Annotated in this window: 21 protein-coding genes; 12 read left to right on the top strand and 9 right to left on the bottom strand. The window is 55.5% G+C overall.

The genetic code is table 11. The features are described from left to right. Nucleotides 1-88: 88 nt before the first annotated feature. The 5 genes from ACWIUF_RS15015 to ACWIUF_RS14995 all read left to right on the top strand — a co-directional run bounded on the left by ACWIUF_RS15015 (nucleotide 89) and on the right by ACWIUF_RS14995 (nucleotide 4,620). On the top strand, nucleotides 89-337 hold the full coding sequence (locus ACWIUF_RS15015; RefSeq protein WP_448573298.1) for an acetyltransferase: 249 nt from the start codon (nucleotides 89-91) through the stop codon (nucleotides 335-337). A 147-nt stretch (nucleotides 338-484) separates the two neighbouring features. Continuing rightward, entirely contained in the window at nucleotides 485-730 is a 246-nt protein-coding gene (gene acpP, locus ACWIUF_RS15010) for an acyl carrier protein (RefSeq protein ID WP_448573297.1), read from the top strand. A 90-nt stretch (nucleotides 731-820) separates the two neighbouring features. Next, complete coding sequence (fabF, locus tag ACWIUF_RS15005) at nucleotides 821-2,074, top strand: beta-ketoacyl-ACP synthase II (protein WP_448573295.1); 1,254 nt, start codon at nucleotides 821-823, stop codon at nucleotides 2,072-2,074. Between the two features lie 209 nt (nucleotides 2,075-2,283). Next, complete coding sequence (tkt, locus tag ACWIUF_RS15000) at nucleotides 2,284-4,290, top strand: transketolase (protein WP_448573293.1); 2,007 nt, start codon at nucleotides 2,284-2,286, stop codon at nucleotides 4,288-4,290. 144 nt (nucleotides 4,291-4,434) lie between these two features. Beyond that, nucleotides 4,435-4,620: a hypothetical protein gene (locus tag ACWIUF_RS14995; RefSeq protein ID WP_448573292.1), complete on the top strand. Its 186-nt coding sequence runs from the start codon at nucleotides 4,435-4,437 to the stop codon at nucleotides 4,618-4,620. A gap of 30 nt (nucleotides 4,621-4,650) precedes the next feature. Here ACWIUF_RS14995 and ACWIUF_RS14990 read toward each other — a convergent pair whose 3' ends face one another. After that, a complete protein-coding gene (locus ACWIUF_RS14990) occupies nucleotides 4,651-4,809 on the bottom strand; it encodes a hypothetical protein (protein ID WP_448573290.1) in 159 nt (52 codons plus the stop codon). A gap of 180 nt (nucleotides 4,810-4,989) precedes the next feature. Here ACWIUF_RS14990 and ACWIUF_RS14985 point away from each other — a divergent pair, with 180 nt between their 5' ends. Both ACWIUF_RS14985 and ACWIUF_RS14980 read left to right on the top strand, forming a co-directional pair. Continuing rightward, nucleotides 4,990-5,319, top strand: a complete 330-nt coding sequence (locus tag ACWIUF_RS14985; RefSeq protein WP_448573289.1) for a hypothetical protein — start codon at nucleotides 4,990-4,992, stop codon at nucleotides 5,317-5,319. A 17-nt stretch (nucleotides 5,320-5,336) separates the two neighbouring features. Beyond that, nucleotides 5,337-5,783 carry a hypothetical protein gene (locus ACWIUF_RS14980; protein WP_448573288.1) on the top strand — a complete coding sequence of 149 codons (447 nt, stop codon included), beginning with the start codon at nucleotides 5,337-5,339 and terminating at the stop codon, nucleotides 5,781-5,783. A 79-nt stretch (nucleotides 5,784-5,862) separates the two neighbouring features. On the opposite strand, the gene ACWIUF_RS14975 is transcribed toward ACWIUF_RS14980, so the two are convergent. Both ACWIUF_RS14975 and ACWIUF_RS14970 read right to left on the bottom strand, forming a co-directional pair. Further along, nucleotides 5,863-7,584: an ArnT family glycosyltransferase gene (locus ACWIUF_RS14975; protein ID WP_448573286.1), complete on the bottom strand. Its 1,722-nt coding sequence runs from the start codon at nucleotides 7,582-7,584 to the stop codon at nucleotides 5,863-5,865. 215 nt (nucleotides 7,585-7,799) lie between these two features. Next, the gene (locus tag ACWIUF_RS14970) at nucleotides 7,800-8,300 is read right to left on the bottom strand and encodes a hypothetical protein (RefSeq protein ID WP_448573284.1); all 501 of its coding nucleotides are present in this window, start codon (nucleotides 8,298-8,300) and stop codon (nucleotides 7,800-7,802) included. Nucleotides 8,301-8,452: 152 nt separating this feature from the next. On the opposite strand from ACWIUF_RS14970, the gene thrB reads away from it, so the two are divergent. Then, nucleotides 8,453-9,427, top strand: a complete 975-nt coding sequence (gene thrB / locus ACWIUF_RS14965) for a homoserine kinase (RefSeq protein ID WP_448573283.1) — start codon at nucleotides 8,453-8,455, stop codon at nucleotides 9,425-9,427. 279 nt (nucleotides 9,428-9,706) lie between these two features. Continuing rightward, nucleotides 9,707-9,913: a hypothetical protein gene (locus ACWIUF_RS14960; RefSeq protein WP_448573282.1), complete on the top strand. Its 207-nt coding sequence runs from the start codon at nucleotides 9,707-9,709 to the stop codon at nucleotides 9,911-9,913. Here the strand turns inward: ACWIUF_RS14960 and ACWIUF_RS14955 are convergent. The 4 genes from ACWIUF_RS14955 to ACWIUF_RS14940 all read right to left on the bottom strand — a co-directional run bounded on the left by ACWIUF_RS14955 (nucleotide 9,910) and on the right by ACWIUF_RS14940 (nucleotide 15,656). Next, the gene (locus ACWIUF_RS14955; RefSeq protein ID WP_448573281.1) at nucleotides 9,910-12,030 is read right to left on the bottom strand and encodes an ATP-binding response regulator; all 2,121 of its coding nucleotides are present in this window, start codon (nucleotides 12,028-12,030) and stop codon (nucleotides 9,910-9,912) included. The genes ACWIUF_RS14960 and ACWIUF_RS14955 overlap by 4 nt on opposite strands. Next, nucleotides 11,979-12,437 (bottom strand): response regulator, encoded by a 459-nt coding sequence (locus ACWIUF_RS14950; RefSeq protein ID WP_448573280.1) that lies wholly within the window; start codon nucleotides 12,435-12,437, stop codon nucleotides 11,979-11,981. Before ACWIUF_RS14950 ends, ACWIUF_RS14955 begins: the two co-directional genes overlap by 52 nt. Next, nucleotides 12,415-14,754, bottom strand: a complete 2,340-nt coding sequence (locus ACWIUF_RS14945; RefSeq protein WP_448573278.1) for an ATP-binding protein — start codon at nucleotides 14,752-14,754, stop codon at nucleotides 12,415-12,417. The genes ACWIUF_RS14950 and ACWIUF_RS14945 overlap by 23 nt, the downstream gene beginning before the upstream one ends. A gap of 419 nt (nucleotides 14,755-15,173) precedes the next feature. After that, entirely contained in the window at nucleotides 15,174-15,656 is a 483-nt protein-coding gene (locus ACWIUF_RS14940; RefSeq protein WP_448573277.1) for a response regulator, read from the bottom strand. A 140-nt stretch (nucleotides 15,657-15,796) separates the two neighbouring features. Here ACWIUF_RS14940 and ACWIUF_RS14935 point away from each other — a divergent pair, with 140 nt between their 5' ends. Next, the gene (locus tag ACWIUF_RS14935; RefSeq protein ID WP_448573275.1) at nucleotides 15,797-16,888 is read left to right on the top strand and encodes an NAD(P)H-dependent flavin oxidoreductase; all 1,092 of its coding nucleotides are present in this window, start codon (nucleotides 15,797-15,799) and stop codon (nucleotides 16,886-16,888) included. Between the two features lie 96 nt (nucleotides 16,889-16,984). Here ACWIUF_RS14935 and ACWIUF_RS14930 read toward each other — a convergent pair whose 3' ends face one another. Beyond that, entirely contained in the window at nucleotides 16,985-19,108 is a 2,124-nt protein-coding gene (locus ACWIUF_RS14930; protein WP_448573274.1) for a M3 family metallopeptidase, read from the bottom strand. A 444-nt stretch (nucleotides 19,109-19,552) separates the two neighbouring features. Here ACWIUF_RS14930 and uraH point away from each other — a divergent pair, with 444 nt between their 5' ends. Then, the gene (gene uraH, locus ACWIUF_RS14925; RefSeq protein ID WP_448573273.1) at nucleotides 19,553-19,918 is read left to right on the top strand and encodes a hydroxyisourate hydrolase; all 366 of its coding nucleotides are present in this window, start codon (nucleotides 19,553-19,555) and stop codon (nucleotides 19,916-19,918) included. A 122-nt stretch (nucleotides 19,919-20,040) separates the two neighbouring features. Here the strand turns inward: uraH and ACWIUF_RS14920 are convergent, their stop codons facing one another. Beyond that, nucleotides 20,041-21,456, bottom strand: coding sequence for a sensor histidine kinase (locus ACWIUF_RS14920; protein ID WP_448573272.1), 1,416 nt, complete (start codon nucleotides 21,454-21,456; stop codon nucleotides 20,041-20,043). Between the two features lie 83 nt (nucleotides 21,457-21,539). On the opposite strand from ACWIUF_RS14920, the gene ACWIUF_RS14915 reads away from it, so the two are divergent. Next, the gene (locus ACWIUF_RS14915; protein WP_448573271.1) at nucleotides 21,540-23,441 is read left to right on the top strand and encodes a DUF2079 domain-containing protein; all 1,902 of its coding nucleotides are present in this window, start codon (nucleotides 21,540-21,542) and stop codon (nucleotides 23,439-23,441) included. Nucleotides 23,442-23,503: the final 62 nt, after the last annotated feature.

The following is a 23,503-nucleotide window of genomic DNA, read 5'->3' as shown; positions in this document are numbered from 1 at the left end:
GATCCTTTAACGCTCAGACCTCGACCATTTCCGCTCTTCACCCCTTCAGTGCCAAGCCGTCGTCGTGCGATTGTCAGGGAGAAGGATCATGTTTCTCAAGCATAAGCCCAGTCAACAACTCGTCGAAGTTCTCACGCTGCCAGATCTGTGGGACCCTTGCTTGACGCAAATCATGGGGCGTTTCCATGCGGGGGAAGAACTGCAAGAAGCGGAAACCTTTGCAAAAAACGAGCTTGTCTTCCCATCGGACGAAAGCTTGCCCGAATGCTGGCTCAATCCCCACTACCGCGATCGCAGCAGTCCCCATCTACACCCCCTGACGGCCCTAGCCCGCTAGCAGTCGAGACCAGACCTCGGAGGTTTGCAAAACCTCCGAGGTCTTTCTAGTCTCGGCATTTGTAGCGGTACACTTTCCGCTAAGATGAAGGGTGCTTGTCAATACATCCTTTTGGAAGAATTTCTGTACTTGGGTTGAGGAATTGTCATGAGTGAAGATGAGATTTTTGCCAAAGTCCAAAAAATTGTTGCAGAACAATTGAGTAAGGACGCGGCGGAAGTGACGCCTGAAGCCAGTTTTGCCAATGATTTGGGTGCGGATTCCCTGGATACGGTGGAATTAGTGATGGCGCTGGAAGAAGAGTTTGAAGTCGAAATCCCGGATGAAGATGCGGAAAATATCGCCACCGTGCAAGCGGCGGTAGACTACATCCGCAACAAGGTCGCTGCCTAAACAAGCTTGGTTTCAGGCGCAGGCATTGAGGCCACCCTATTGGGGCAGGCCGTTAGCCACCCTTCCTGTTCTCTACCTTTTTGTGTATTCATGGCAAGTTCGGAGCTAAAGCGCGTTGTTATCACTGGTCTGGGCGCAATCACTCCCCTCGGCAATACCCTCGCCGACTACTGGGAGGGGTTACGCACGGGGCGTAACGGCATTGGTCCGATCACACGGTTCGATCCGGCGCGTCATGCCTGTCGCATTGCGGGCGAGGTCAAAGGCTTTGACCCCCATGATTTCATGGACCCCAAAGATGCCAAACGCATGGATCGCTTTGCCCAGTTTGCCGTGGCGGCGAGTCAGCAAGCCTTGGCCGATGCCCAATTCGTCATTAATGATCTCAATGCCGAGCAGGTCGGCGTGGTGATTGGGACGGGGGTGGGGGGCATCAAGGTCATGGAGGACCAGCAGGAAATTAACCTCACTAAGGGACCTAGCCGCTGTAGCCCGTTCATGGTGCCGATGATGATTGGCAATATGGCCGCCGGGTTGACGGCCATCCATGTCGGGGCTAAGGGACCCAATTCCTGTGCGGTGACGGCCTGCGCAGCGGGGTCAAATTCCATTGGGGATGCCTTTCGGCTGGTGCAGCACGGCTACGCCCAAGCGATGCTGGGGGGCGGTGCCGAAGCCGCGATTACGCCGCTGTCGGTGGCGGGGTTTGCTTCAGCCCGTGCCCTTTCGACCCGTAATGATGACCCGGCCCATGCCTGTCGGCCCTTCGATCGCGATCGCGATGGTTTTGTCATGGGTGAAGGGGCGGGGGTGTTGTTGTTGGAAGAACTGGAACACGCACGGGCGCGGGGTGCCCGAATCTATGCTGAGATCGTGGGCTATGGCATGACCTGTGATGCCTACCATATGACGGCTCCCTCGCCTACGGGTGAAGGGGCGACGCGGGCAATGCAATTGGCCCTCAAGGATGCGGGGTTAGCGGCCACCGATGTGGATTACGTGAACGCCCACGGTACCAGTACCCCTGCCAATGATTCCACGGAAACGGCAGCGATTAAACGGGCATTGGGGGACCATGCCTATCAGATCGCTGTCAGTTCCACGAAATCCATGACTGGGCACCTGCTGGGCGGATCGGGCGGGATTGAAGCCGTTGCGACGGTGATGGCGATCGCTAACGACATCGTTCCCCCCACGATCAACCTCGAAAACCCAGACCCTGCCTGTGACCTCGACTATGTGGCGGGTCAAGCCCGTGCCCAAACGGTGAATGTTGCCCTGTCCAATTCCTTTGGCTTTGGCGGTCACAACGTCACCCTGGCCTTCCGGAAATATGCCGACTAAACCAGACCTCGGAGGTTTTCAAAACCTCCGAGGTCTAGGCTTGCTTGCGGGTCCCCGTCAATGGTAATGGTGAAAAGAACCGATCGCTGGCGTTGCGAAGCCTTGAATAGCTAGTCGTGATGCCGGGGTCGTGCCCCATTGCCGCCTGCCCGATGCTTTCTGCTCGATGCACGTTGGTGCTGTCCTTAACCCTCGCACAGTAGATCATTATGGTTGTTGCCTCCCAATCTTTGGAAGAACTTTGTATTAATGCGATTCGCTTTCTGGCGATCGATGCGGTTGAAAAAGCCAAATCGGGTCACCCCGGCCTACCGATGGGCGCGGCCCCAATGGCGTTTGTCCTGTGGGACCAGTTCCTGCGGTTTAACCCCAAAAATCCCAAGTGGTTTAACCGCGATCGCTTTGTCCTCTCGGCGGGCCACGGCTGTATGTTGCAGTATGCCCTGCTCCACCTGACGGGTTACGACAGTGTTAGCCTGGACGACATCAAGCAATTCCGCCAGTGGGGGTCGGTTACCCCTGGCCACCCAGAAAACTTTGAAACCCCCGGTGTGGAAGTCACCACCGGCCCCTTGGGCCAAGGGATTGCCAATGCGGTCGGTCTGGCAATGGCGGAAGCCCACTTGGCCGCTCGCTTCAATCAACCTGACTGCACCCTGGTGGATCACTATACCTACGTCATCCTAGGGGATGGCTGCAACATGGAAGGGGTTTCCGGCGAAGCCTGTTCCCTGGCCGGTCACCTGGGTCTTGGTAAGCTAATCGCCCTCTACGACGACAACCATATTTCGATCGATGGTTCCACCGATATTGCCTTCACGGAAGATGTGGGCAAGCGCTTTGAAGCCTATGGCTGGCACGTCCAGCACGTCCCTAACGGGAACACGGATCTGAAGGCCATTGCGGATGCGATCGCGGCGGCTAAAGCAGTCACCGATAAACCCTCGCTGATTAAGGTCACCACGACGATCGGCTACGGCTCCCCCCAAAAGGCCAACACGGCAGGAGTCCACGGTGCCCCCCTGGGTGGTGATGAAGTCAAGGCCACTCGCGAGAACTTAGGTTGGCAGTATGGCCCCTTTGAGGTGCCCGCCGATGTGTTGAATCACATGCGCAAGGCAGTCGATCGCGGCGCTAGCCTCGAAGCCGAATGGCAGGAAACCCTGGCTACCTACCGTACCCAGTACCCCGATGCGGCGAAGGAATTTGAACGGATGTTGGCGGGTACCCTGCCCGATGGTTGGGAGCAATCCCTACCCAAGTACACCAGTGCTGATAAGGCGATCGCCACCCGCAAACACTCGGAAATTACCCTGAATGCCCTAGCCCCGGCCCTTCCGGAACTGATCGGGGGTTCAGCGGACTTGACCCACTCCAACCTGACGGAGTTGAAGATCTCCGGCGACTTCCAGAAGGGGCAGTATGGCAACCGCAATCTGCGCTTTGGCGTGCGTGAACATGGTATGGGGGCGATTTGCAATGGCATTGCCCTGCACAACTCTGGTCTGATTCCCTACTGTGCCACGTTCCTGGTCTTTGCGGACTACATGCGGGCCGCCATGCGCCTAGCCGCCCTTTCGCAAATTGGGGTCATTTATGTGATGACCCACGACTCGATCGGGCTAGGGGAAGACGGTCCCACCCACCAACCCGTGGAAACGATCGCCTCCCTGCGGGTCATCCCCAATATGCTGGTCATACGCCCGGCTGATGGGAATGAAACCTCTGGTGCCTATAAGGTTGCTATTGCTAACCGACAGCGGCCTACGGTGATTGCCCTCTCACGGCAAAACCTGCCTAACTATGACGAAACCACGATCGACGGAGTGAGCCGGGGCGCATACATTATTTCCGACAGTGAGGGCACCCCTGACCTGATCTTGATCGGCACGGGGAGTGAACTGCACCTCTGTGTGCAAGCTGCTGAACAACTCCGGGCGGCGGGAACCAAGGTGCGTGTGGTATCCATGCCCTGCTGGGAACTGTTTGACGAGCAGGATGCCAACTACAAGGAGTCAGTACTGCCCAAGGCCGTGACCAAGCGGTTAGCCGTGGAAGCGGGATCGACCTTTGGTTGGTGTCGTTATGTGGGGGATGCCGGTGCGGTGATTGGGATCGATCGCTTTGGCGCATCGGCCCCCGGCAATGTCTGTATGGAGAAGTTTGGCTTCACGGTGGATAACGTCATCGCTAAGGCCAAGGCTCTGCTGAGCTAAGCCAGCTCGACAGCAAACCCTATTAGTTCAACGCCTGGATCGGTTGCACAAAAAGGTCCAGGCGTTTTTTCGTGATTTTTAATTTTTAATGTTTGATCTGTCGGTTGTTCAAGGGGGCAGGCAAGATGTCTAGGGGCAGGCAAGATGCCTACCCCACGTGGGTTTGCGATCGCTTGCTTCGGAATGGAAGCGGCTCGGTCAATGCGGATGGGATTGGATCTCCACCAACCCATAGCCGATCGCAATGCCCAGAAGACTCGTGCCCAAATCCCAAAGGCTAAAGGTGCGGTTACGGGAAAGCTGTTGCAGCCCTTCTTCGATAATCGTTAAGCTAGTAAAGAGGGTGGGCCAAAGGGGTAACTAGGGTCGGCCAGCGCGGTGAAATCGCCGCAGTAGATGGTGGCCCAGATAAGCACCGATGCCGTACAGCCCAACATGGCCAACCTTGTCGTAGAACGGAACTACCTGGATGCTGCTGGGGAGGTTGCCGTGGTAGGCCAAGGCCAAAATGATACCCAAGAGGGCGATAAAGCATAGGCTGAGCAGGCTGCCGAGCGCCAGGGGCCACGATCGGGATAAGGGTCGGGTTAGTTGGACATGGGCTGAAAGGCTGCAATAAAGATTTTCGGGGATTCATAGGCATTTGTGCAATCTGCCTGTAGGCTAGCAGTGTGTAGCTTCCCCTGGAGGATACAGAAAATGAAGGCACTGTTCTGGATTTTACCCATCGCGATCGGCCTCCTGGGCCTCGGTCATCCGGCACTGGCCCAAGTGGGCACCCCACGCCCAAACCCGCCCGCGCAACCGCCCGCCGAGCCGGAGGAACCAATGGGGTCGGCGGCTGATTTACTGGTGTACGATGCCGATCTATCGACGATCGAGCTAGAAGTTTCCCGACCGCCGAATGCTTCCATCCTGCCAGACCAAGCTGAGCCGCTGATAGTCGTTCCGAGTCAGCCCAATAACTCCCTAATCTGGTTGCCCAATAACGAAGCGCCTAGCGATCGCCTGCGGCTGAGTGGGTCATAAGAAGTAGGGCACGACGAATGTTTCAGAAGCTTTGGCACTGGCTTCAGCAGCTATGGCAGCGGTGGTTTGGCCGTCACCCCGCTGCTGCGGTGGCACCACCCGCCCCGATAGGGAATGCCGCCCCAGCGCGATCGGAAGCTGAGTACGAGGCCTTGTTTTTAGCCCTGCTGGATAATCCTGAACTCACTTCCGGTCGGTTTAAGGGCTGGCTAATCAGTAAGAACCTCACGGAAACCGAATTGACGGTCTGGTTACACCATTTTGGCGATCGCCTACGGGATAATCCTGAGCAGCACCAGGAATTAGCCCAGCGGTTAATTCATTTTGGCACGATCGTTAATGGCCCCACGGCCCAGGCCGCGTTACAACTCGGCAAGCAGATTTATATCCCCCCCCCCGAGCCGGAAGCCGGAGAGTGGGACGTGATTGAGGCTATCTTTAAAGGTGATCCCTTGGGGCATTAAACCTTGCCGACACCCATACGTCTGTGGGATCGTCAACGGTCAACGGCTCAGGATGGGCCAGAATGCATCCCCAAAAGCTTCACGATCGCTGGTGATAAATCCGAATCTCTGGGTTGATCTTGTCGAAGTTAGAGTGAATCGCGCGTGTTTCCAGGTACCGTTCGCCCAATTCTGCATGGTTAAGTAGATCAGGCCACGGTTGAGATTGATAAGCAAAAACGTTTTCATAGCCTAGTGTTCCCCCCGCAAGCTGGGTAAAGAATTCATATTGGGGGGAGCCGATCGCAAACCGGCGAATATCGTAGCCACTGGTTGTAATGACATACTCAAAGTCCTGCGAGTGTAGATGCGCGATCGTGGGTTCCATTTCAATATCTACATGGGCGTATTGTGCTTCCAATCGGGGTAAATAGCGTTTTGCACCTGTGGCCAAAATGATGGCTTCCCGATCCATATTAGCCGCCATCCAAGACTCGACCGTATACCGAGAATCGTGCTTCATCAAGACATTGATCGAATAGGCATAGAAAAAACTGTAGATAAAGATCAGGATAATGGCTAGCGATCGCCAAGATCGCCAAGATCGCCAAGATCGCCAATGATTTTGCATTTGGCCTAGTGTCTGATTTTCCCTCTGTTTGGTTGCTTGGTCTTGCCGGGAAAACTGTTGTGCCAACCACTGCCCACCAAAAATTGTCAGGATAAGATTAAAAGGCAGAAGATAACGCACGTCATTAAAGACAATCACGGTAATATAGGTTAAATAATAGGAAATAAGCGGAACCCAAAGCATCAGGGCAAGGGCATTTTGTCGCGGTTTCCGCAGGGCGTTGATCAGACCCACTAGGCAGATAAGATACAGGGGCCAACCAAAGGCAAAGCGAATATGTCGCCAACTCTGGCTAAACATTTGCAGGTGTCCCCACAGATTTTGCGGGTAACGAGGAATAACACTTGCTGACCCGGCGGTAATCAAATCCACGTGTTGAACAAAACCCTGCCAATTAAAAATCAGATTATTCAGAACGATAAAGGTAAAGGCTCCGGCCATGATTGTATACACAAGACGCGGATCGCGTAGTACCTGAAGCCAAACCCGCGATCGCGATGTCTGACCTGTCTGGGCTTGCAGCAGTCGGGAGTATTGCCAGAGAATGAAAAAGGGAGTCAGGATGTAAAATCCGTAGGCTTGATCTTTGGTCGAAACCGCGATCGCAGCCATGATGGCAAATAGAATATAGTCTTTTAAGCAGTGATATTTAAGAATTCGCACATAGAAAATAAACGAGACCATCACCCAAAATAAGTAGGGAACATCCAGATTAACAACCTTGGCATAGTAAACCATTGGTAACAGGATAGCGGTCATCAGTGTTGCCCATAATGCCGCCGATCGCGAGGCAACCTCCCGCGCTAACCGATAGAGACAAAAAACGATGCCTACCCCCATCACGACACTGAGTAAACGCCCCAGATAAAACAAAAGGGTATAGGTTGGTAGGTCTTCCAAAAGCTGATTAAATTCTCGATGGTGTAACCAGTAAACAGGGGTATAGAGAATGGCTAATAGATAGAAGTGAAAGGGGGGATACTTTTCGGACCAACCATTGGTAAATCCGGCCTGCATCCCCCGTAATACCTGGGCGGGCAACACTTCATCCACGGCCCAGCCACTGAAACTAGGCAATCCCCAACTGATACCATCCAGATAGAGGCATAAACTTACAATCAGAATCGCAATTAATAGGGTATGGCGTGTTTGTAGTCGTTTAATCCAGGATTTTGTGATCCAGGTCTTCATCCGTCATCGCCTGCTCCGATTCGCCTTTCCTATTGAAGCATTGTGAGCCGCGGTACTTCCAGTTTTTCCTAGCGCGATCGCTTTTGCGACTGAAGTCGCCACTACGAACGTGGGATACAAACGTGGGATGCGAATGTGGGAAAATGACTGGGAGGGCTAAGTATTAAGGTTTGTAGTCGCGGTTTTAACCGCGATCTCCCTCTTAAAATATACCCTTACTGACAAGCTAGAGCCGAAATGGTATAGGCGTTATTATTCGCTCCCCCAATGCGGAAGTTAATTTGATGCGGCTGACGGCCTGTTGGCGATTGGAACGGCAGACTGTAGGTACGGCCTCGCTCCAGAGGAACACGGCGTTCAAAAGCCGTCGAGGAAGAACGATCGGGGTAAATCATGTTAATCGTGGCATCGTACTGAGCGTTGTTTTCCGGTGTCATCACGGCCACATAAAAGGAAAAAGGCGTACCGGCTGGCACCGCAAAATCCGTGTTCCAATTGTTCGATCGTACAATTCCTACCGTGGGGGTATTAATCCGCTTGCGGATATGGGTTTGCCCCGTGCTAATCTCCCGCAAATATTGACAGCTAGAGTTTGGATCAGTACTCGCGGCTTGCGTTTGGGCGATCGCCGGGGGGAGGCCGCTCAGCGAGAAACACACCCCTAGCCCCCCCATCAGGCCCACCACCTGACCCACCGTCGTTTTAGTCATTTTCATAACCACATCCTTGAGCAATATAGAAATCGAGCCACAGTATAGCCCCCCCTTCGATAACTGCAAAAAATGGACACAAAAAATGGGCACAAAATTGCCCCCTACGTCCGTATGCTGGGTATGGGATAGGCGGTAGGATAGGGCCTGCCCCCGCAGTGGGGAAGGTTGTGATTCGGAATTGGGAGGCGGCGATCAGGATGGTGACCCCAGCGACGGTTTGTGTAACGGTGCCAGCAACGACGGCGAATTTGGGACCTGGATTTGATTGTCTGGGGGCGGCCCTAACCCTCTATAACCGCTTTACGTTTACTCCTCTCCCAACAGCGGCCCCCCCTGTGGAGATTCGCATGACGGGGGCCGAGGCCGATCGCGTCAGTACCGGGCCAGACAATCTGCTCTACCAATCCTTCCTGCGGCTGTACCAGGAGATGGGGCAATCGCCTCCCCCTGTGCGGATTGAGGTGGAAATGGCGGTCCCGTTAGCACGGGGATTGGGGAGTTCAGCGACAGCGATCGTTGGCGGGTTGGTGGCGGCCAATGTGCTTGCGGGGGAACCCCTGTCTACAACTGCGGTTCGGGACCTGGCGATCGCGATCGAGGGCCATCCGGATAACGTGGTCCCGGCGCTGCTGGGGGGCTGTCGCTTAGCGGTACAGGCAGAAACGGCTAACGCGTGGGTGATTTGTGAACTTCTCTGGCACGAAACGATCGCCCCAGTCTTAGCCATCCCCGACTTTGAACTTTCAACCCAGGCAGCCCGCCAGGTCCTACCCACCCAGTACAGCCGTGCCGATGCGATTTTCAACGCCGCCCATGTGGGTCTACTGGTGCAAGCCCTCGCCACTGGCGAACGCACCTGGTTGCAGACAGCCCTCGCCGATCGCATTCACCAGCCCTACCGTCAATCCCTCATCCCAGGCTATGAAGCCGTGCAAGCTGCGGCGCTGGCAGCGGGAGCCGATGGCCTAGTGATTAGTGGCGCAGGCCCCACATTACTGGCCTTAACGTCACCCACCCAAGCTGCCGCTGTCGCTGCTGCAATGGTTGCCGCATGGCAAGGGGTGGGGATTCAGGCGACGGCCCTGCCCCTCGCGATCGCCGCCCAGGGTACCCAAGTCCAGATTGTTTGAAGGATGAAATCATTTTTTCATCTACAGGAGGACCCGCGATCGCTGCCCAGGGTACCCAAGTCCAGATCGAGGGGGGGGACACACCGTAATTGCACTCGCCGTAATTGCACTCACTGTAATTGCACTCACCGTGATTTCACTCACACCTGCGGTCGAAACACATCACCCCTCAGCCTCTGGACTATCACGACGGGAGGCATGGCCCATCACTGAAGCAGCGGGAAATCCAGCCGATACTAAAGATATCGAGAGAACCAACTGACCGCTGAGGTGTTCGCCATGCCATCTTCCTCCTTTACCCTCCCCAACCTGGAAAACAACCTAGAACAAGTTGTGACCAAAATTTTGACGACCCGCCGCATTACCCGCATGGACCAAGAATGGTTGATGAGCCTGCTGAACAAGCCAGTGATTGAACCACAGGAGCATGATCTGGTCAATCGAGTCTTTCAAAGCTTGCAACAAGGTCGGCTGCGGGTTGTTTAGCCTTCCCTTCCCGGCAACCCCTTGGCACTGCTTTGGACCTGGTAGAGAACTTCCAATAATTCCTTCGTGGTAAACGGCTTCGGTAAGAAATACTGTACCCCCAGTTGCTCCGCTTGCAGGGTGGGTTCCGATGCCCCCAAACCGCTCATGGCCACGATCGCCAGATCAGGCCGCAGGTGACGAATCAGGGGGATTGTGGAAAGTCCATCCATGACGGGCATCATCAAATCAATTAAAACGCCTTGTAACTGATCCTGATATTCCGCCACGAGGGCGATCGCCGACAGGGCATCATTGGCCGTGAGAACACGATAGTTATAGGTTTCCAAGGTAGCCTTCGTAATCTCACAAATCGCCGTTTCATCATCGACCACCAGAATTAATTCCTGGTGGCCCAGTAATAGGGCTAAACCATCCTGTGCGGGCGGGGAACTGGGCTGGCAGGCAGGGAGAAAAATACGAAACTCACTGCCCTTGTGGACCTCGCTCACGACATCAATAAAGCCCCCGTGGCTTTTGACAATACCCATCACCGCCGATAGGCCCAGCCCCGTACCCTTGCCTAGGGGTTTCGTCGTAAAAAAGGGATCAAACACCCGGTTCAGAACCGACGCGGGCATCCCCATCCCCGTATCCGTGACGGAAACAACCACATAGGGACCCACCTGGGCATCCAAATAACGGCGAGCCATTGCCTCATCCACCTCACAGTTGGCAGCCGCTATCTGTAAAGTGCCCCCATCGGGCATGGCATCCCGGGCATTCACGCAAAGGTTCATCAAGACCTGGTGTAACTGGGTGGCATCAGCGAAGACGGGCCAAAGCTGGGGGGCAATATCTAGTTGAATCTCGATCGACTTGGGTAAGGTTTGCTGAATCATCCGTCGCACTTCGGCCAGTAGATGCTCAATTTGCAACGAGACGCGTTTTCCCTCAACCCCACGCGCAAAGGAGAGAATCTGTTTAACTAAATCGGCTCCCCGCTGGGCACTGGTTTCTAAGGTTTGCAGTAAATGTTGGGTTTGCTCGTTTAAGTCGGGCACTTTCATGGGCAATAGCTGCACCACGGCCAAAATCGGGGTCAGGATATTGTTGAGGTCGTGGGCAATGCCGCTAGCCAATGTCCCCAGGCTTTCCAGCCGTTGCGCCCGCAAAAATTGGGCTTCCAACTGCTTTTTCTCGGTGATATCCATGTGAATCCCGATCATGCGCAGGGGCCGTCCTCGATCGTCTTGGAACAGGCTACTTTTCACAGCCAGCCAGCGAGTTTCCGTCGCCGACCAGCGGATGCGAAATTCCGTATTTAAGCCCTGGTTATTCGCGATCGCCTGCCATAGTTCCTGCTCGGTGCGATCGCGATCGTCGGGATGGAGGGCCTGTAACCAAAGCTCGTAACCATCGCCAAAACTCCCCGCCGCCAATCCGTATAGGGCTTCCACCTCTGGACTCCAGGTCACCTGATTCGAGCGAATATTCCACTCAAAAGTGCCGATTTTACCCGCTTTTTGGGCCAGTTCTAACCGTCGCTGCACCCGCTGTCGGGCTTCGATTTCCTGGCGCAGGAGTTCATTTGCCGCCTTTAATTCAGCGGTGCGTTCCTGGACCCGTTGCTCCAGAATTTCGTTGGTTTCCCGTAGGGCTTCGGCATTTTGCTTGCGTTCGATCGCATATCGCAGCGATCGGACTAATAATTCTTGATTAATATGGCGCTTAACAATATAGTCCTGTGCCCCGTGCCGGACCGCCTCAATCGCCAGATCCTCATCATTGGTATTCGTGAGTACCACGATCGGTAAACTGGGCATCTGGGCAATCAGGGCATCTAGCGAATCGAGACCCGTGCTATCCGGTAGGGTCAAATCCAGGAGCGCTACGGCAAAGGACTGTTCCTGTAATTGCTGAAAGGCATCCTTTAAGCGCTGCACATGGACCAGTTGGAAATGATGCAGGGCCATCCCCTTAAGGACTTCGCGCAGCAACCGCGCCTCCACCAGGTTATCCTCCACCAACAGCACATTAATGACGGCCCGGGCACTTAAGGGCTGATGGCTTAAGGGCTGGTTGCTTAAGGACTGGGATCTTGGCCCTGGGGGGGTAATGTTGCTGTCTCTAACCAAAATTCTTCAATCCCCCGCACAATTTTGAATAATTGACTGAGATTGCGTGATTTAGAAATATAGCAATTCACGTGTAAATCATAACTCTTAAAAATATCCTCCTCATTGCGGGAGGTGGTCAGCACAATAATGGGAATATGCTTGAGAACCGGATCGGCCTTGATCTCAGCTAAGACCTCGCGACCATCTTTTTTGGGAAGGTTCAAGTCTAACAGAATCAGATCGGGATAGGGAGCCTGGGCAAACTCCCCATCCTGACGGAGATAGGCCATCGCCTCCATGCCGTCCCGTGCAATCACAATGTCACACGGGACATGGGTGCTTTTCAGCGCCTCTTGAATCAGACGAATATCCCCCCGATTGTCTTCAATCAGGAAGATAATTTTATTTCTGGTTTCCGCTGGCATGGTGGTGATTGACGTAGCGATTCTCTTGGGGAGACGCTGCGCGAACGCGGCGGGAATCCCGGCCTCCGACCGGAATCGTGAAATAGAAGGTGGCTCCCTGACCGAGCTGGGAATCGACCCAAATCCGACCCCGGTGACATTCCACAATCTTCTTACAAATCGCTAGCCCCATCCCCGATCCGGGATATTCATCACGGGTATGCAACCGCTGGAAGATCACGAAAATGCGATCGGCAAACTGGGGATCGATCCCAATGCCGTTATCTTTAACCGAGAAGAGCCAAGCATCCTCCTGCCGCTGTACACCAATGTGAATGCGGGGCGCGACATCGGGTTGCTTGAACTTGATCGCATTGCCCACCAGGTTTTGGAACAACTGCATCAGTTGCGTGCCATCGGCGACGATCGTGGGTAGCGGATCATGGGTGATCACCGCTTCGGTTTCGGTGATGCGGCGGCGCAGGTTACCCAGCGCTTGGTTAAGGGCCGTCTCCACGGGGGTCAGTTCCCACTCAATCCCCTTGAGATCCACCTTGGAGTAGGCCAGCACATCATCGATCAGGGTTTGCATCAGGCTCACCCCATCGACAGCAAAGCCGATGAACTCCTTGGCATCGTCATCCAGGGCTTCGTCATAGCGCATTTCCAGCAGTTGCACAAAGTTGGCGACCTGGTTCAGGGGTTCCTGCAAGTCGTGGGAGGCCACATAGGCGAACTTCTTCAACTCAGCATTGGAGCGCTCCAAATCTTCCGCCAGCAGGGCCAGTTCTTCCGCCTGCCGCAGGACAATGTTGACGATCGCCTTACGCAATTCCAACGCCGCCTTGACTTCGACCACCTGCCACGGTAGGGACTTCAACCGGACCGTTTCCTTCCACAGGGCAAAGGACTGACGCGGACATAGCCGTGCTTCGCCGCCCCGTTCCTTTAGTTCATACGCCTGGTTGGGATCACCGCCCCAGTTCACGGTTTGGATCACCTCCGGACGGAACCACAGCACATAACTGCGCCGGGAGATGGGAATCGCCAACAGACCACTGGCCACGTCCTTGAACCGTTCGGCGTCGGAATAGACCAGAGGTAGGGAATTCGTGTAGAACACTTCCTCATCCACGGATTTCGCCAGCCATTGCACCAGATAATTCAATTCTTCCTCTGGCGGTGTCCGGCCTAGGGTCGTCCAGCGGCCCCGGAAATACACGGCGGCACCACTGGCATCGACCACATCCAGCAGGTTAGGTTCATGCTGCACCAGGCCATCAATGAAATCCTCCGCCTGGGACATGGACTCCATCAGTTCCACCTGCACTTGGGCCAGTTTCATCCGGTAACCGTAGTCGGCGGCTTCTTCCCGCGTAGAGATTTCGCCAAAAATGACTCGGCCTAGGAATTCGCAGGCTTTGCGCAGTTCGTAGGGCACCAATTTCGGGGTGCGGTGGTGGCAGGCGATTAGGCCCCAGAGCTTCTGATCCTTCATCAGGGAAATCGTCAGCGAGGCTCCCACGCCCATGTTGTGCAGATACTCCAGGTGGCACGGGTAGGGACTGCGCAGGATCGAGAGGGTCAGGTCGATCGCTTGCCCGGTAATCGGGTTCTGGGCAGGATACAACGCCACGGGTTCGGCATGAGCATCGGGAATAACGCGAATCCAGTTAGAGAGGAATAATTTGCGGGCCGGTTGGGGAATATCCGATTCGGGATAGTGCAACCCCAAGTACGGCTCCATGTCATCAAGTTTGTCCTCGGCAATGACTTCGCCATGCCCATCGGTGTCGAATTTGTAGAGCATGACGCGATCGAACCCCGTCACACTGCGCACCTCCTGGACAATGACCTGATAGAACGCTTCTAACCGGGAAGTGGTTTTGAGCTGGTTAATCGATGCCTTGGCCAGGTGATAAAAACTTAAAAAGGGAATGGTGTCCTGTGTCAGGGCTGGCTCCAGTTCTAGGACTAAAAAACCATCGCCACTGCGGTGGAAGACGGCATCAAAGACGCGGTAATCATCCCCGTCGCGACGGACCCAAACCTTGCTGGGGTTGATCAGATCCAAATTGCCATTGGCGAGACCCGCTTTGAAGCGATCGACCTGGAACGGATCAAGAATTTCATCCAGGGGCTTGCCCAAAACGGTATCGGGCGCTAAACCCAGCGCGGCACTGCTGTTACGACTCACCTGGAGAACGGTAAAATCTGGCTCCTGCAACACGAGGAGGACCCCATGTGGCTGAATTTGGGTCAGGGTATGAATCTCCGGCTGCTTAAGCTGGGTCAGATTAAACGTTTGCCCCGCCTCTAACTGAACTGTTTCGACCATAAGGCCCTCCACGATAAAAATGAAGTTAAATCACACCCCACATGCTTTGCTGCGTCACGCACCGCGATCGCGCCAGGATGGCTACCCCATTTCTAGCGAAATAGCTTAAATAAATACCGGAATACCGAATCGTCATACAAGACTTAACATCTATCAAGTAAAACTTAATATCAATCAAGTAAATTTCTTATCTGAGCCTGAAGATATTCCAGGGGAAGACGCGGTCTGAATGTCATCCCAATCGCAACTTCTATTCAGCAGGATATCGAGAAAACCCAGTGACTTTCCCGGAAAATTATTAAATAAACCAGAAACTTTCCCGGAAAATCCTTGCCGATAACTTAAATTCTGATTAAACCTTATGGTTATTCTTAAAAAAATTAAACTTAGTTAATCAAAAGTCTAACATCCAATAGCCTTTACTCTAGAGGTAAGGTCACAATTCCTAACCAAAACTCCTCAATTCGCTTCACAATTTGAAACAGGCGATCGCCCGCCGCTGGCTTGATCACATAGCAGTTCCCCTGGAGGGCATAGCTGGTCAGGATGTCCTCATCGCGATCGGAAACGGTGAGGACGACGATCGGAATCCGCCGCAAATCGGGGTTGGCCTTAATCTCAGCCAATACCTGATGGCCGTCTTTCCCTGGTAGGTTGAGGGCCAGCAAGATTAAATCCGGACGGCGGGCGTTGGCGTAATCCCCCTGCTGCTGCAAAAACGCGAGGGCCTGTTGGCCGTCAGCCAGGATCTCTAGCTGGTAGGGGGTTGCTCCTAAGTCAAACGCACGACGAATGGTGTCGATGTGTTCGGGATTGTTTTCGACAACGAGGATGAGGCGGTGTTCCGGAAAACCTTGCATGGGGACTGAAAACGCATTGATCTGCATTTTAGGGTTAGCCATGCCCGATCGCTGCTTAATGCTTAACTCTGTCCGTGGTCTTGTCGGATGTTCAAAACTCTTAACACCGCGATCGCCCCCCGCGCTTGCTATGCTTATTTCCATTACTTTGTAGTTATTAAGAAATTTTGGATGGTTTAGGCGTGGTTGACTCTCTTCCTTCCCTCAAGCCCCTGCGCATTGGCAAGCATCTGGCACAGGTGCCGATCGTGCAGGGGGCAATGGCCGTGCGGGTATCCGGTGCGGGACTGGCGGCGGCAGTGGCAAACGCGGGCGGTATCGGGGTGATTTCCTCGCTGGGGTTGGGATTGATGTCCCCCTATTTCAATCATCCAGGGCAGCGCAAACCGTTCCCGGTGGCCAATCGGTTGGCTTTGATTGATGAACTGCAACGGGCGCGATCGCTCAGCCCCCACGGTTTGATCGGTGTGAACGTCTTGGTGGCCACCCGTGACTACGCTAGCCTGGTGCAAACTGCCGCTGCCCACGGCGCGGATTTGATCATGACGGGGGCCGGTGCGCCGCTGGATTTACCGGAACGGTTGGCCGACTATCCCCAGGTGGCCCTGGTGCCGATGGTCTGCGGTCTGGAAGCCGTCCGGGAGATTTGCCGCACTTGGCAGGAGCGCTATCAACGGTTACCGGATGCCCTGATTGTGGAAAACTCCCAGGCGGTGGGCGGCCATATTGGCACGACCTGCGGGATGCCCACGGACCATAATCGGATTGAGGTGATCCTGCCCCTGATCCGCGACTATATTCACCAGGAACTGAAGGCCGATATCCCCTTGATCGCGACGGGCGGAGTGTGGGATCGGGCCGATGTCGATCGCCTACTGGCCTTGGGTGCCCAGGGGGTCCAGGTGGGCAGTCGCTTTATCACCACGGAAGAATGTGATGCCCACCCCCGCTATAAGGAATTCCACCTGAAGGCCAAGCCGGAAGATGTGGTGCTGGTTCCCAGTCCGGTGGGGAAACCAGGGCGGGCGTTGCGGAATGCCTTCGCAGAACAGGCGATCGCGGCTGATCCCGATCTTGTTCAACCCTGCGTCGCTAATTGTCTCACCACCTGCCTCTGTCGAGATACGAAGCGGACCTATTGCATTGCCCAAGCCCTTGCGAATGCAGCCCAGGGCAATCTGGAACAGGGGTTGGTGTTCTCCGGGGCAAATATTGGGCGGGCCGATCGCCTGCAACCAGTTGCGGAGGTCATGGCCAGCCTCACGGGAAGCTAAACCCCCAGCCATCGACTTGCCCTGACAACACGTAAGCCAAAGGCTGGGGCGATCGGGCCAGATACTCCCTAACCCCAGCCAAGACGGCTCGATAACCTAAGCAGCCGCTAGCAAACCACTATGGCGCAAGAGAGCTGTGGTATCCGGTTCCCGCCCCCGGAAGGCTTGGAATACTTCCATTGGCGGTTTGCTGCCTCCTAGGGCGAGGACGGTATCCCGGAATCGACGACCTACCTGGGCGATCGCCTGTGCGTCCTCCAGACCCGCTTCCTCAAAGGCGGCAAAGGCATCAGCACTGAGGACCTCTGCCCACTTGTAGCTGTAATAACCGGCAGCATACCCTCCAGCGAAGATATGGCCAAAGCTACAGAGGAAGCGATCTTCGGGGAGGGGCGGTAGGACTGCCGTGCGTTGGGCAATGCGATCGCGCACCTGATGGGGGGTTTCTGAACCGCCGGGTTGGTAACGAGCGTGAAGTTCCAGATCCACCCAGGAGTAGAGCAGTTGCCGCAGGGTGGCGGTGCCACTCATAAAGGTGCGAGCGGCCAGGAGTTTTTGATAATAGTGTTCTGGTAGGGGTTCGCCAGTGCGGTAATGTTTGCCTAGGCTTAGGAGCGTCGATCGGTGGTAGCACCAGTTTTCCATGAACTGGCTGGGCAGTTCGACCGCATCCCACTCGATATTGCGAATGCCCGCCGCCCCGGTATCATCGACCGTGGTTAGCATGTGCTGGAGGCCGTGGCCAAATTCATGGAAGAGGGTTTCCACCTCGCGGAAGGTCATAAGGCTGGGTTTGTCGTCCACTGGTGGAGTTTGGTTACACACCAGGTAGGCGACGGGAAGCTGGAGCTTTGATTCTGCTCCTTCCAGATATCGACTGCGGTTCAGGCAATAGCCCATCCAGGCTCCCCCCTGCTTTTCCGCTGGTCGGCTGTAGGCATCGAGGTAGAAATAGGCGATCGGCTGGCCGGTTTCATCGGCAATTTGGAAGTAACGCACATCGGGATGCCAAACCGGGACCTGACCATCGGCAGCGGTAATCGTCACGCCAAACAGGTGGTGGGCCAGGTCGAATAAACCTTCGAGGACTTGATTGAGGGGGAAATAGGGACGCAGTTCTTCGCTGTTGAAGGCAAACTTGGCCTCCCGCAGGCGCTCGGACCAGAAACTAATATCCCAGTTTTGCAGATCATCCGCCTCCGGTGCCCCTTGCTCACGGGCAAATTGGCGCAGGGCCGCCAGGTCGGCTACGGCTGCATCATAACTAGCTTGCCGCAGGGATTCAAGGAGTTCGTCCACGGCGGCAACGCTGGGGGCCATCTTCTGGGACAGGCTGAGTTCGGCGTAGTTCTTAAACCCTAGGATTTCGGCCATTTCCTGGCGCAGGCTGAGGATGCGATCGATCAGGGGTTGGTTATCCCATTCCCCCGTAGCGGCCCGTGTGATCATAGCCCGATAGAGAGTCTCCCGCAGATCCCGCCGTTGGCTGTGTTGCATGAAGGGCATAAAACTGGGGATATCCAGGGTGATCCGCCAGGGACCATGCTCTGCTGTGGCGTCAGGGTTACCTGCCTCCCGTGCAGCTTGGGCAGCCTGGGCCAGGAGACTGGGGGGCAGTCCTGCAATTTCGGCGCGATCGGTGAGGGTGAGGCTGTAGGCTTTAGTGGCATCAAGGACCTGGTTGGAGAAGCGAGTCCCCAGATCGGCCAATTCCATCTGGATGGCGTTGAACCGTTCCCGTGTTTCTCCCGTTAGCCCGACCCCGGCCAATTCTGCATCCCGGAGGGCCGTGTCCAGGATACGCTGTTGGGTTTCATTGAGGCGATTCTCCTGCGGAGACCCTGCACGATCGCCCTGTTCAGCCAATTGCTGATACCCGGCATAGAGAGCCTGACTTTGGTTCAGCCGTACCCAAAATTTGATGACCTCTGGCTGCATGGTTTCGTGGGCTTGCCGAAGTTCCGGGCTGTTTTTGACTGACATCAAATGCCCAACAATATTCCAACTCCAGGACAGTCGATCCTGCAACCGTTGCAGGGGCACCATCAACCCGTCCCAGGTGGGAACAAAGTTTTCTTCCAGATGGGTGAGGCGATCGTGGGCATCGGCCAGCGCTTGGGTGATGGCGGGAACAACGTGTTCCGGTTGGATCTGGTCGAAGGGCGGCAGGCCCGTCCCGATTAGCAGGGGATTGTCAATTTTGGTAGCGGTTGCAGTCATAGGGGTTTTGCGTAATAGACAGAAAATGATGTAGGCAAATTGCGAGCGATAAAACCCAGAAAAGGGCACTTCGATTGATGGGGATGGAGGGCAGTTCAACCGCCCCAACCGACGAGATGACGCTGGTTATCAGCCCAAGATTGGGATTTCTGCGGTACCCGGAATGGTTTACAGCCGTTCCCTCCCTAATGAAGTACGGTCAAGCCTTGTAAACAATGGGGCTTAAGCCCCTTGTCTGTACCTCACGAAATATGGAAGGGCTGTATACGTTCAACTATAAGTTCAAATTTGCGGTACGGGGGGAGTGAGTATAGGCGGGATCTCCCCCGCGTCAGGGGGGCACTTGCAAGGGGCCAATCGCAGGCAGGGAGCCACCCCCGATCCGTCAGCCGCGATTCCGCCTTAAACTATGAGCCAAGCCTACCAGTCACCAGAAACTTCAAGATGGGTAAATTAACGACGCATGTTTTGGATACGGCGAATGGGCGTCCAGCGGCACAAATGACCCTGGAATTGTGGACGATCGCGCCGGATACGGGAACCCGTACCCATCTCAAAACCTGCGTGACCAACGCCGATGGCCGCACTGATCAGCCCTTGCTCAGTGATGGGGATTTACGGGTAGGGATTTATGAACTGATTTTTGGAGTTGGGGATTATTTTGCGCAGCGATCGCCCACCCTCCAAGTGGGATCTCCCCCCTTTCTCGATCAGGTTCCCATTCGTTTTGGGATTGCGGATACGGATGCCCACTACCACGTTCCTTTGCTGACGTCTCCGTGGTCATATAGTACCTATCGTGGTAGTTAGATGCTCATATAGGTCCATGAAGGAATTAACCGATCGAGCCGTAATTGTCTGCTGATGGCGCTTCCAGTGTCCACCTTCTCTCTTCTCTCTTCTCTCTTCTCTCCCCTCTCTTCTCCCAAACGCTAATTCACGCGATCGCTCCCCAGGGCGGGTAACCAAATCGTCACCGTTGTGCCCTGGTTAGGGACACTTGCAACTTGGATCTGGCCGTGGTGGTTCGCCACGATCGCTTGGGCGATCGCCAACCCTAACCCCGATCCAGCGGCATTGTGATGGCTCCGGGCCGGATCAGCCCGATAAAACCGCTCGAATACCTGGGAGAGGGCCTCCGGCGAAATCCCAATCCCCGTATCTTGAACCGTTACCTTGAAGGCCATTTCTGTCTGGCGACCCAGGGGATGGTGGGTGTCTGGTTGCAGGGTGATCGTCACCTTACCCCCCGGTAGTGTGTATTGGATACTGTTCGCAATCACATTGGTAAATAAACGCGCTAGCTGATCACGATCACCCTCCAGGGCATAGCGGGTAGGTCCGATGGAGTTCGGGCTGGTTGGGGGCGGGACACCGTGCAAAGCGATCGACTTGGTATCCGCAAGGGTCCGCTGCTCCTCAATCACCTCCGCTAACACTAGCTCCAGATCAAGCCGATCCCGGTGCGGTTGGACCATACCACTATCCTGTCGGGCCAAAAATAGGAGATCCTCCACCAGCCGCCCTAGGCGACGGGTCAGGCGCTCGACGACCTGGAATTGTTGAAGTTGCACCTGGGGGTCGGGGTCCGGGTCTGCTAGCGCTACCTGGACATTGGTTTGGATCATCGCGATCGGGTTACGCAATTCGTGGGAGGCATCCGCTGTAAACTGCTTCAGCCGTTGGTACGACGCCCGGATCGGCTCCATTGCCAAACCAGAAAGCAACCACCCGATCGCCGCCACCGCACCCACCATTGCCGCTGTCCCCAGCCCCAGGTCCAGCAGTAGCCGCCGTGTGGGTTTTGTCACCTCAAACCAGGGATGGCTGACCCGCAAATAGCCCAACCGGGTATGACCCACTGTCACTTGGGCTGTTACCTGTCGCAGCAGTAAGGGTTCCGTAGGTGTCAGGGCTGCTGGGGGTAATGTAAAGGCTGGCGGTTGGGGGCTAGGAGCCAGCGGTTGATGACGGGGTACCGCGATCGTCTCGCCCGCCCGATTCACGTGCAACGGAATCGCTAACGGATCGGCAAATGTGGACCAGCGAAGCACGCCATCCGCATCAAACCACTCCAGATCAATATGGTCATCATCTAGAGCATCCGTATTGCTGCGGAAACTGGCCTCCACATTTACCCGCAGGGGACCTCCCTCCCGATGGGGATTTACTGGCTCAATCACCAGCGATCGCGTTACCACCTCAACCACGTGATTGAGCGTGTCATCAATCCGCTCGACCAATGTCGCCCGCACATATCCATAGAAACCACTGGCAAATAGCAGCAATAACACAGCCGTTACCGTGGTATACCAAAGCGCTAGTCGGCGGCGAGTCGTTTGGAACATCGGTTGGGTACATCAGCTTAAAAACAGCAGGGGTCTGGTTGTGCGAAAACGCGGGACAATCAAACCATAAATCCTGGGTAGCCGTGTCACCATTATCCCCAGAGCGGGCCGTACCTCTGGGCTGCGGCGATCGCGGTTTTCCGTGGTTCGGTTTTCCCTATTCCTCTCGCTGTGCGTGGGCAGCCTTCATGCTTAATCAGTGGCCACTATTTTCTAAACCTTTATCCCAACTCACCCCCCAGGTACGAACTATCCTGGCGATCGCGGTGATCTTTTTTAGCCTAACCCTGCTCCTGTTGTTGCAGCGCTACTTCAGTTTCACGGCTTCTTACGTTTCCTTTGATCAGGGCATCTTCAACCAGGTTTTTTGGAATGGGTTGCGGGGTAATTTTTTCCAAAGTTCCCTGTCCTCCACCCTGTCAACGCCCGTGGTCCACGATGGCGAAGTGCCCAGCGTTGCCTACCATCGCCTCGGTCAGCACTTTACCCCTGCCCTACTGCTGTGGCTGCCGGTGTACGCGATCGCCCCCAGTCCCGTGACTCTCATGGTCTTGCAGGTAACCCTGACCACCAGTGCGGGCCTCGTTCTCTATGCCCTTGCCCGCCACTACCTCATGCCCAATGTATCGGTCTGGGTAGCGGCCAGTTATTATTGCGCCAATGCGGTGATTGGACCAACGCTGGCCAATTTCCACGACCTTTGCCAGATTCCCCTATTCCTCTTTGGTCTCCTGCTGGCGTTGGAAAAACGCTGGTGGTGGCTGTTTAGCCTGCTATCAGTCCTGACTCTCTTGGTTCGCGAAGACACGGGGATTGCCCTGTTTGGGGTGGGGGCCTACCTGCTCCTCAGCCGCCGCTACCCCCAACTGGGGTTAGCCGTGTGTAGCTTGAGTTTCCTCTATGTGGTCAGCCTGACCAATGTCATCATGCCGCTCTTTTCGGATGATATTTCCCGGCGGTTCATGATCGAGCGGTTTGGCCAGTATGTTGACGGTCCTGAAGCTACCACCCTGGATATTATTTGGGCGATCGTGCGGCGGCCTTGGCGCATGGTAATCGAAATCCTGACGCCCTTCACCCGCAAGGTGGAATACCTCCTAGGCCAATGGCTTCCCCTGGCATTAATCCCCGCGATCGCTCCTGCTGCCTGGATCATCGCGGGCTTCCCCCTCCTGGCTATTTTCCTACAGCGGGGCCAGTCGCCCCTGTCGCTCAGTATCCGGTATGCGATCGTTGTTGTCCCTGGCCTCTGGTATGGTGCAATCCTTTGGTGGGCGCATTACTTCACCCTGCGTTCGCGGCGGGCTGCCCCCGATACCGCTTGGCCGGAACGCGCCGCCGCCTCGGAGCAACCGGCAGTCTCTAGGTCGTCTGCCCCGCTAGTCCCCCTGCCGCTGTCTGAGCAGCGGCGTGATCCAACGGCCCCAGCAGTAAAATTTCCCCGTCGCCTGCGCCAATTTTGGGCTTTCTGTTTAGTCCTGGCCCTGGGGTTTACGATCGCCGCCAATCCCAACCGCGCCCTATCGTTTATGATTCCTGATTCGATCAGTCCCTGGGTCTATATTTCACCCGTGCGCCAGTGGCAACACGCCCAGGCCATTCGTCCCCTATTGGCCGAGATTCCCCCAACCGCCAGCGTTGCTGCCACTACCCATATTGTGCCGCACCTATCAAGCCGCCGCGAGATTGTCCGCTTCCCGGATTTACACCTGCGCAATGATCAGGGGGAGGTGATCCTGATGGATTACGCCATCGCGGATCTATGGCAACTCCAGCAGTATCAGGTGGCCTTTAAGGACGATCGCCAAAAGCTACAGGCGATGCTGCCTGCGATCGCCCAGATGTTGGCGGGCCAGGACTATGGCCTCCGGGCGGTGCGAGATGGGGTTCTCTTCTGGCAGCGGGGCGTCCCTGCCGATCCCCAGGCCCTAGCTGACTGGTCACGCTGGCAACAGGATCTAGAGGCCAGTTTGCGATCGCCTTGAAGCAGGCCGCGATCGGGCCAACGAGCGCCCAGCAGACGTTCTTCCCAGTTCGCAACAAGCAG

Source organism: Trichothermofontia sp., from assembly GCF_053493415.1.
Note: the sequence above shows the minus strand (reverse complement) of the source record. Positions and strands in the feature narration are given on the sequence as shown.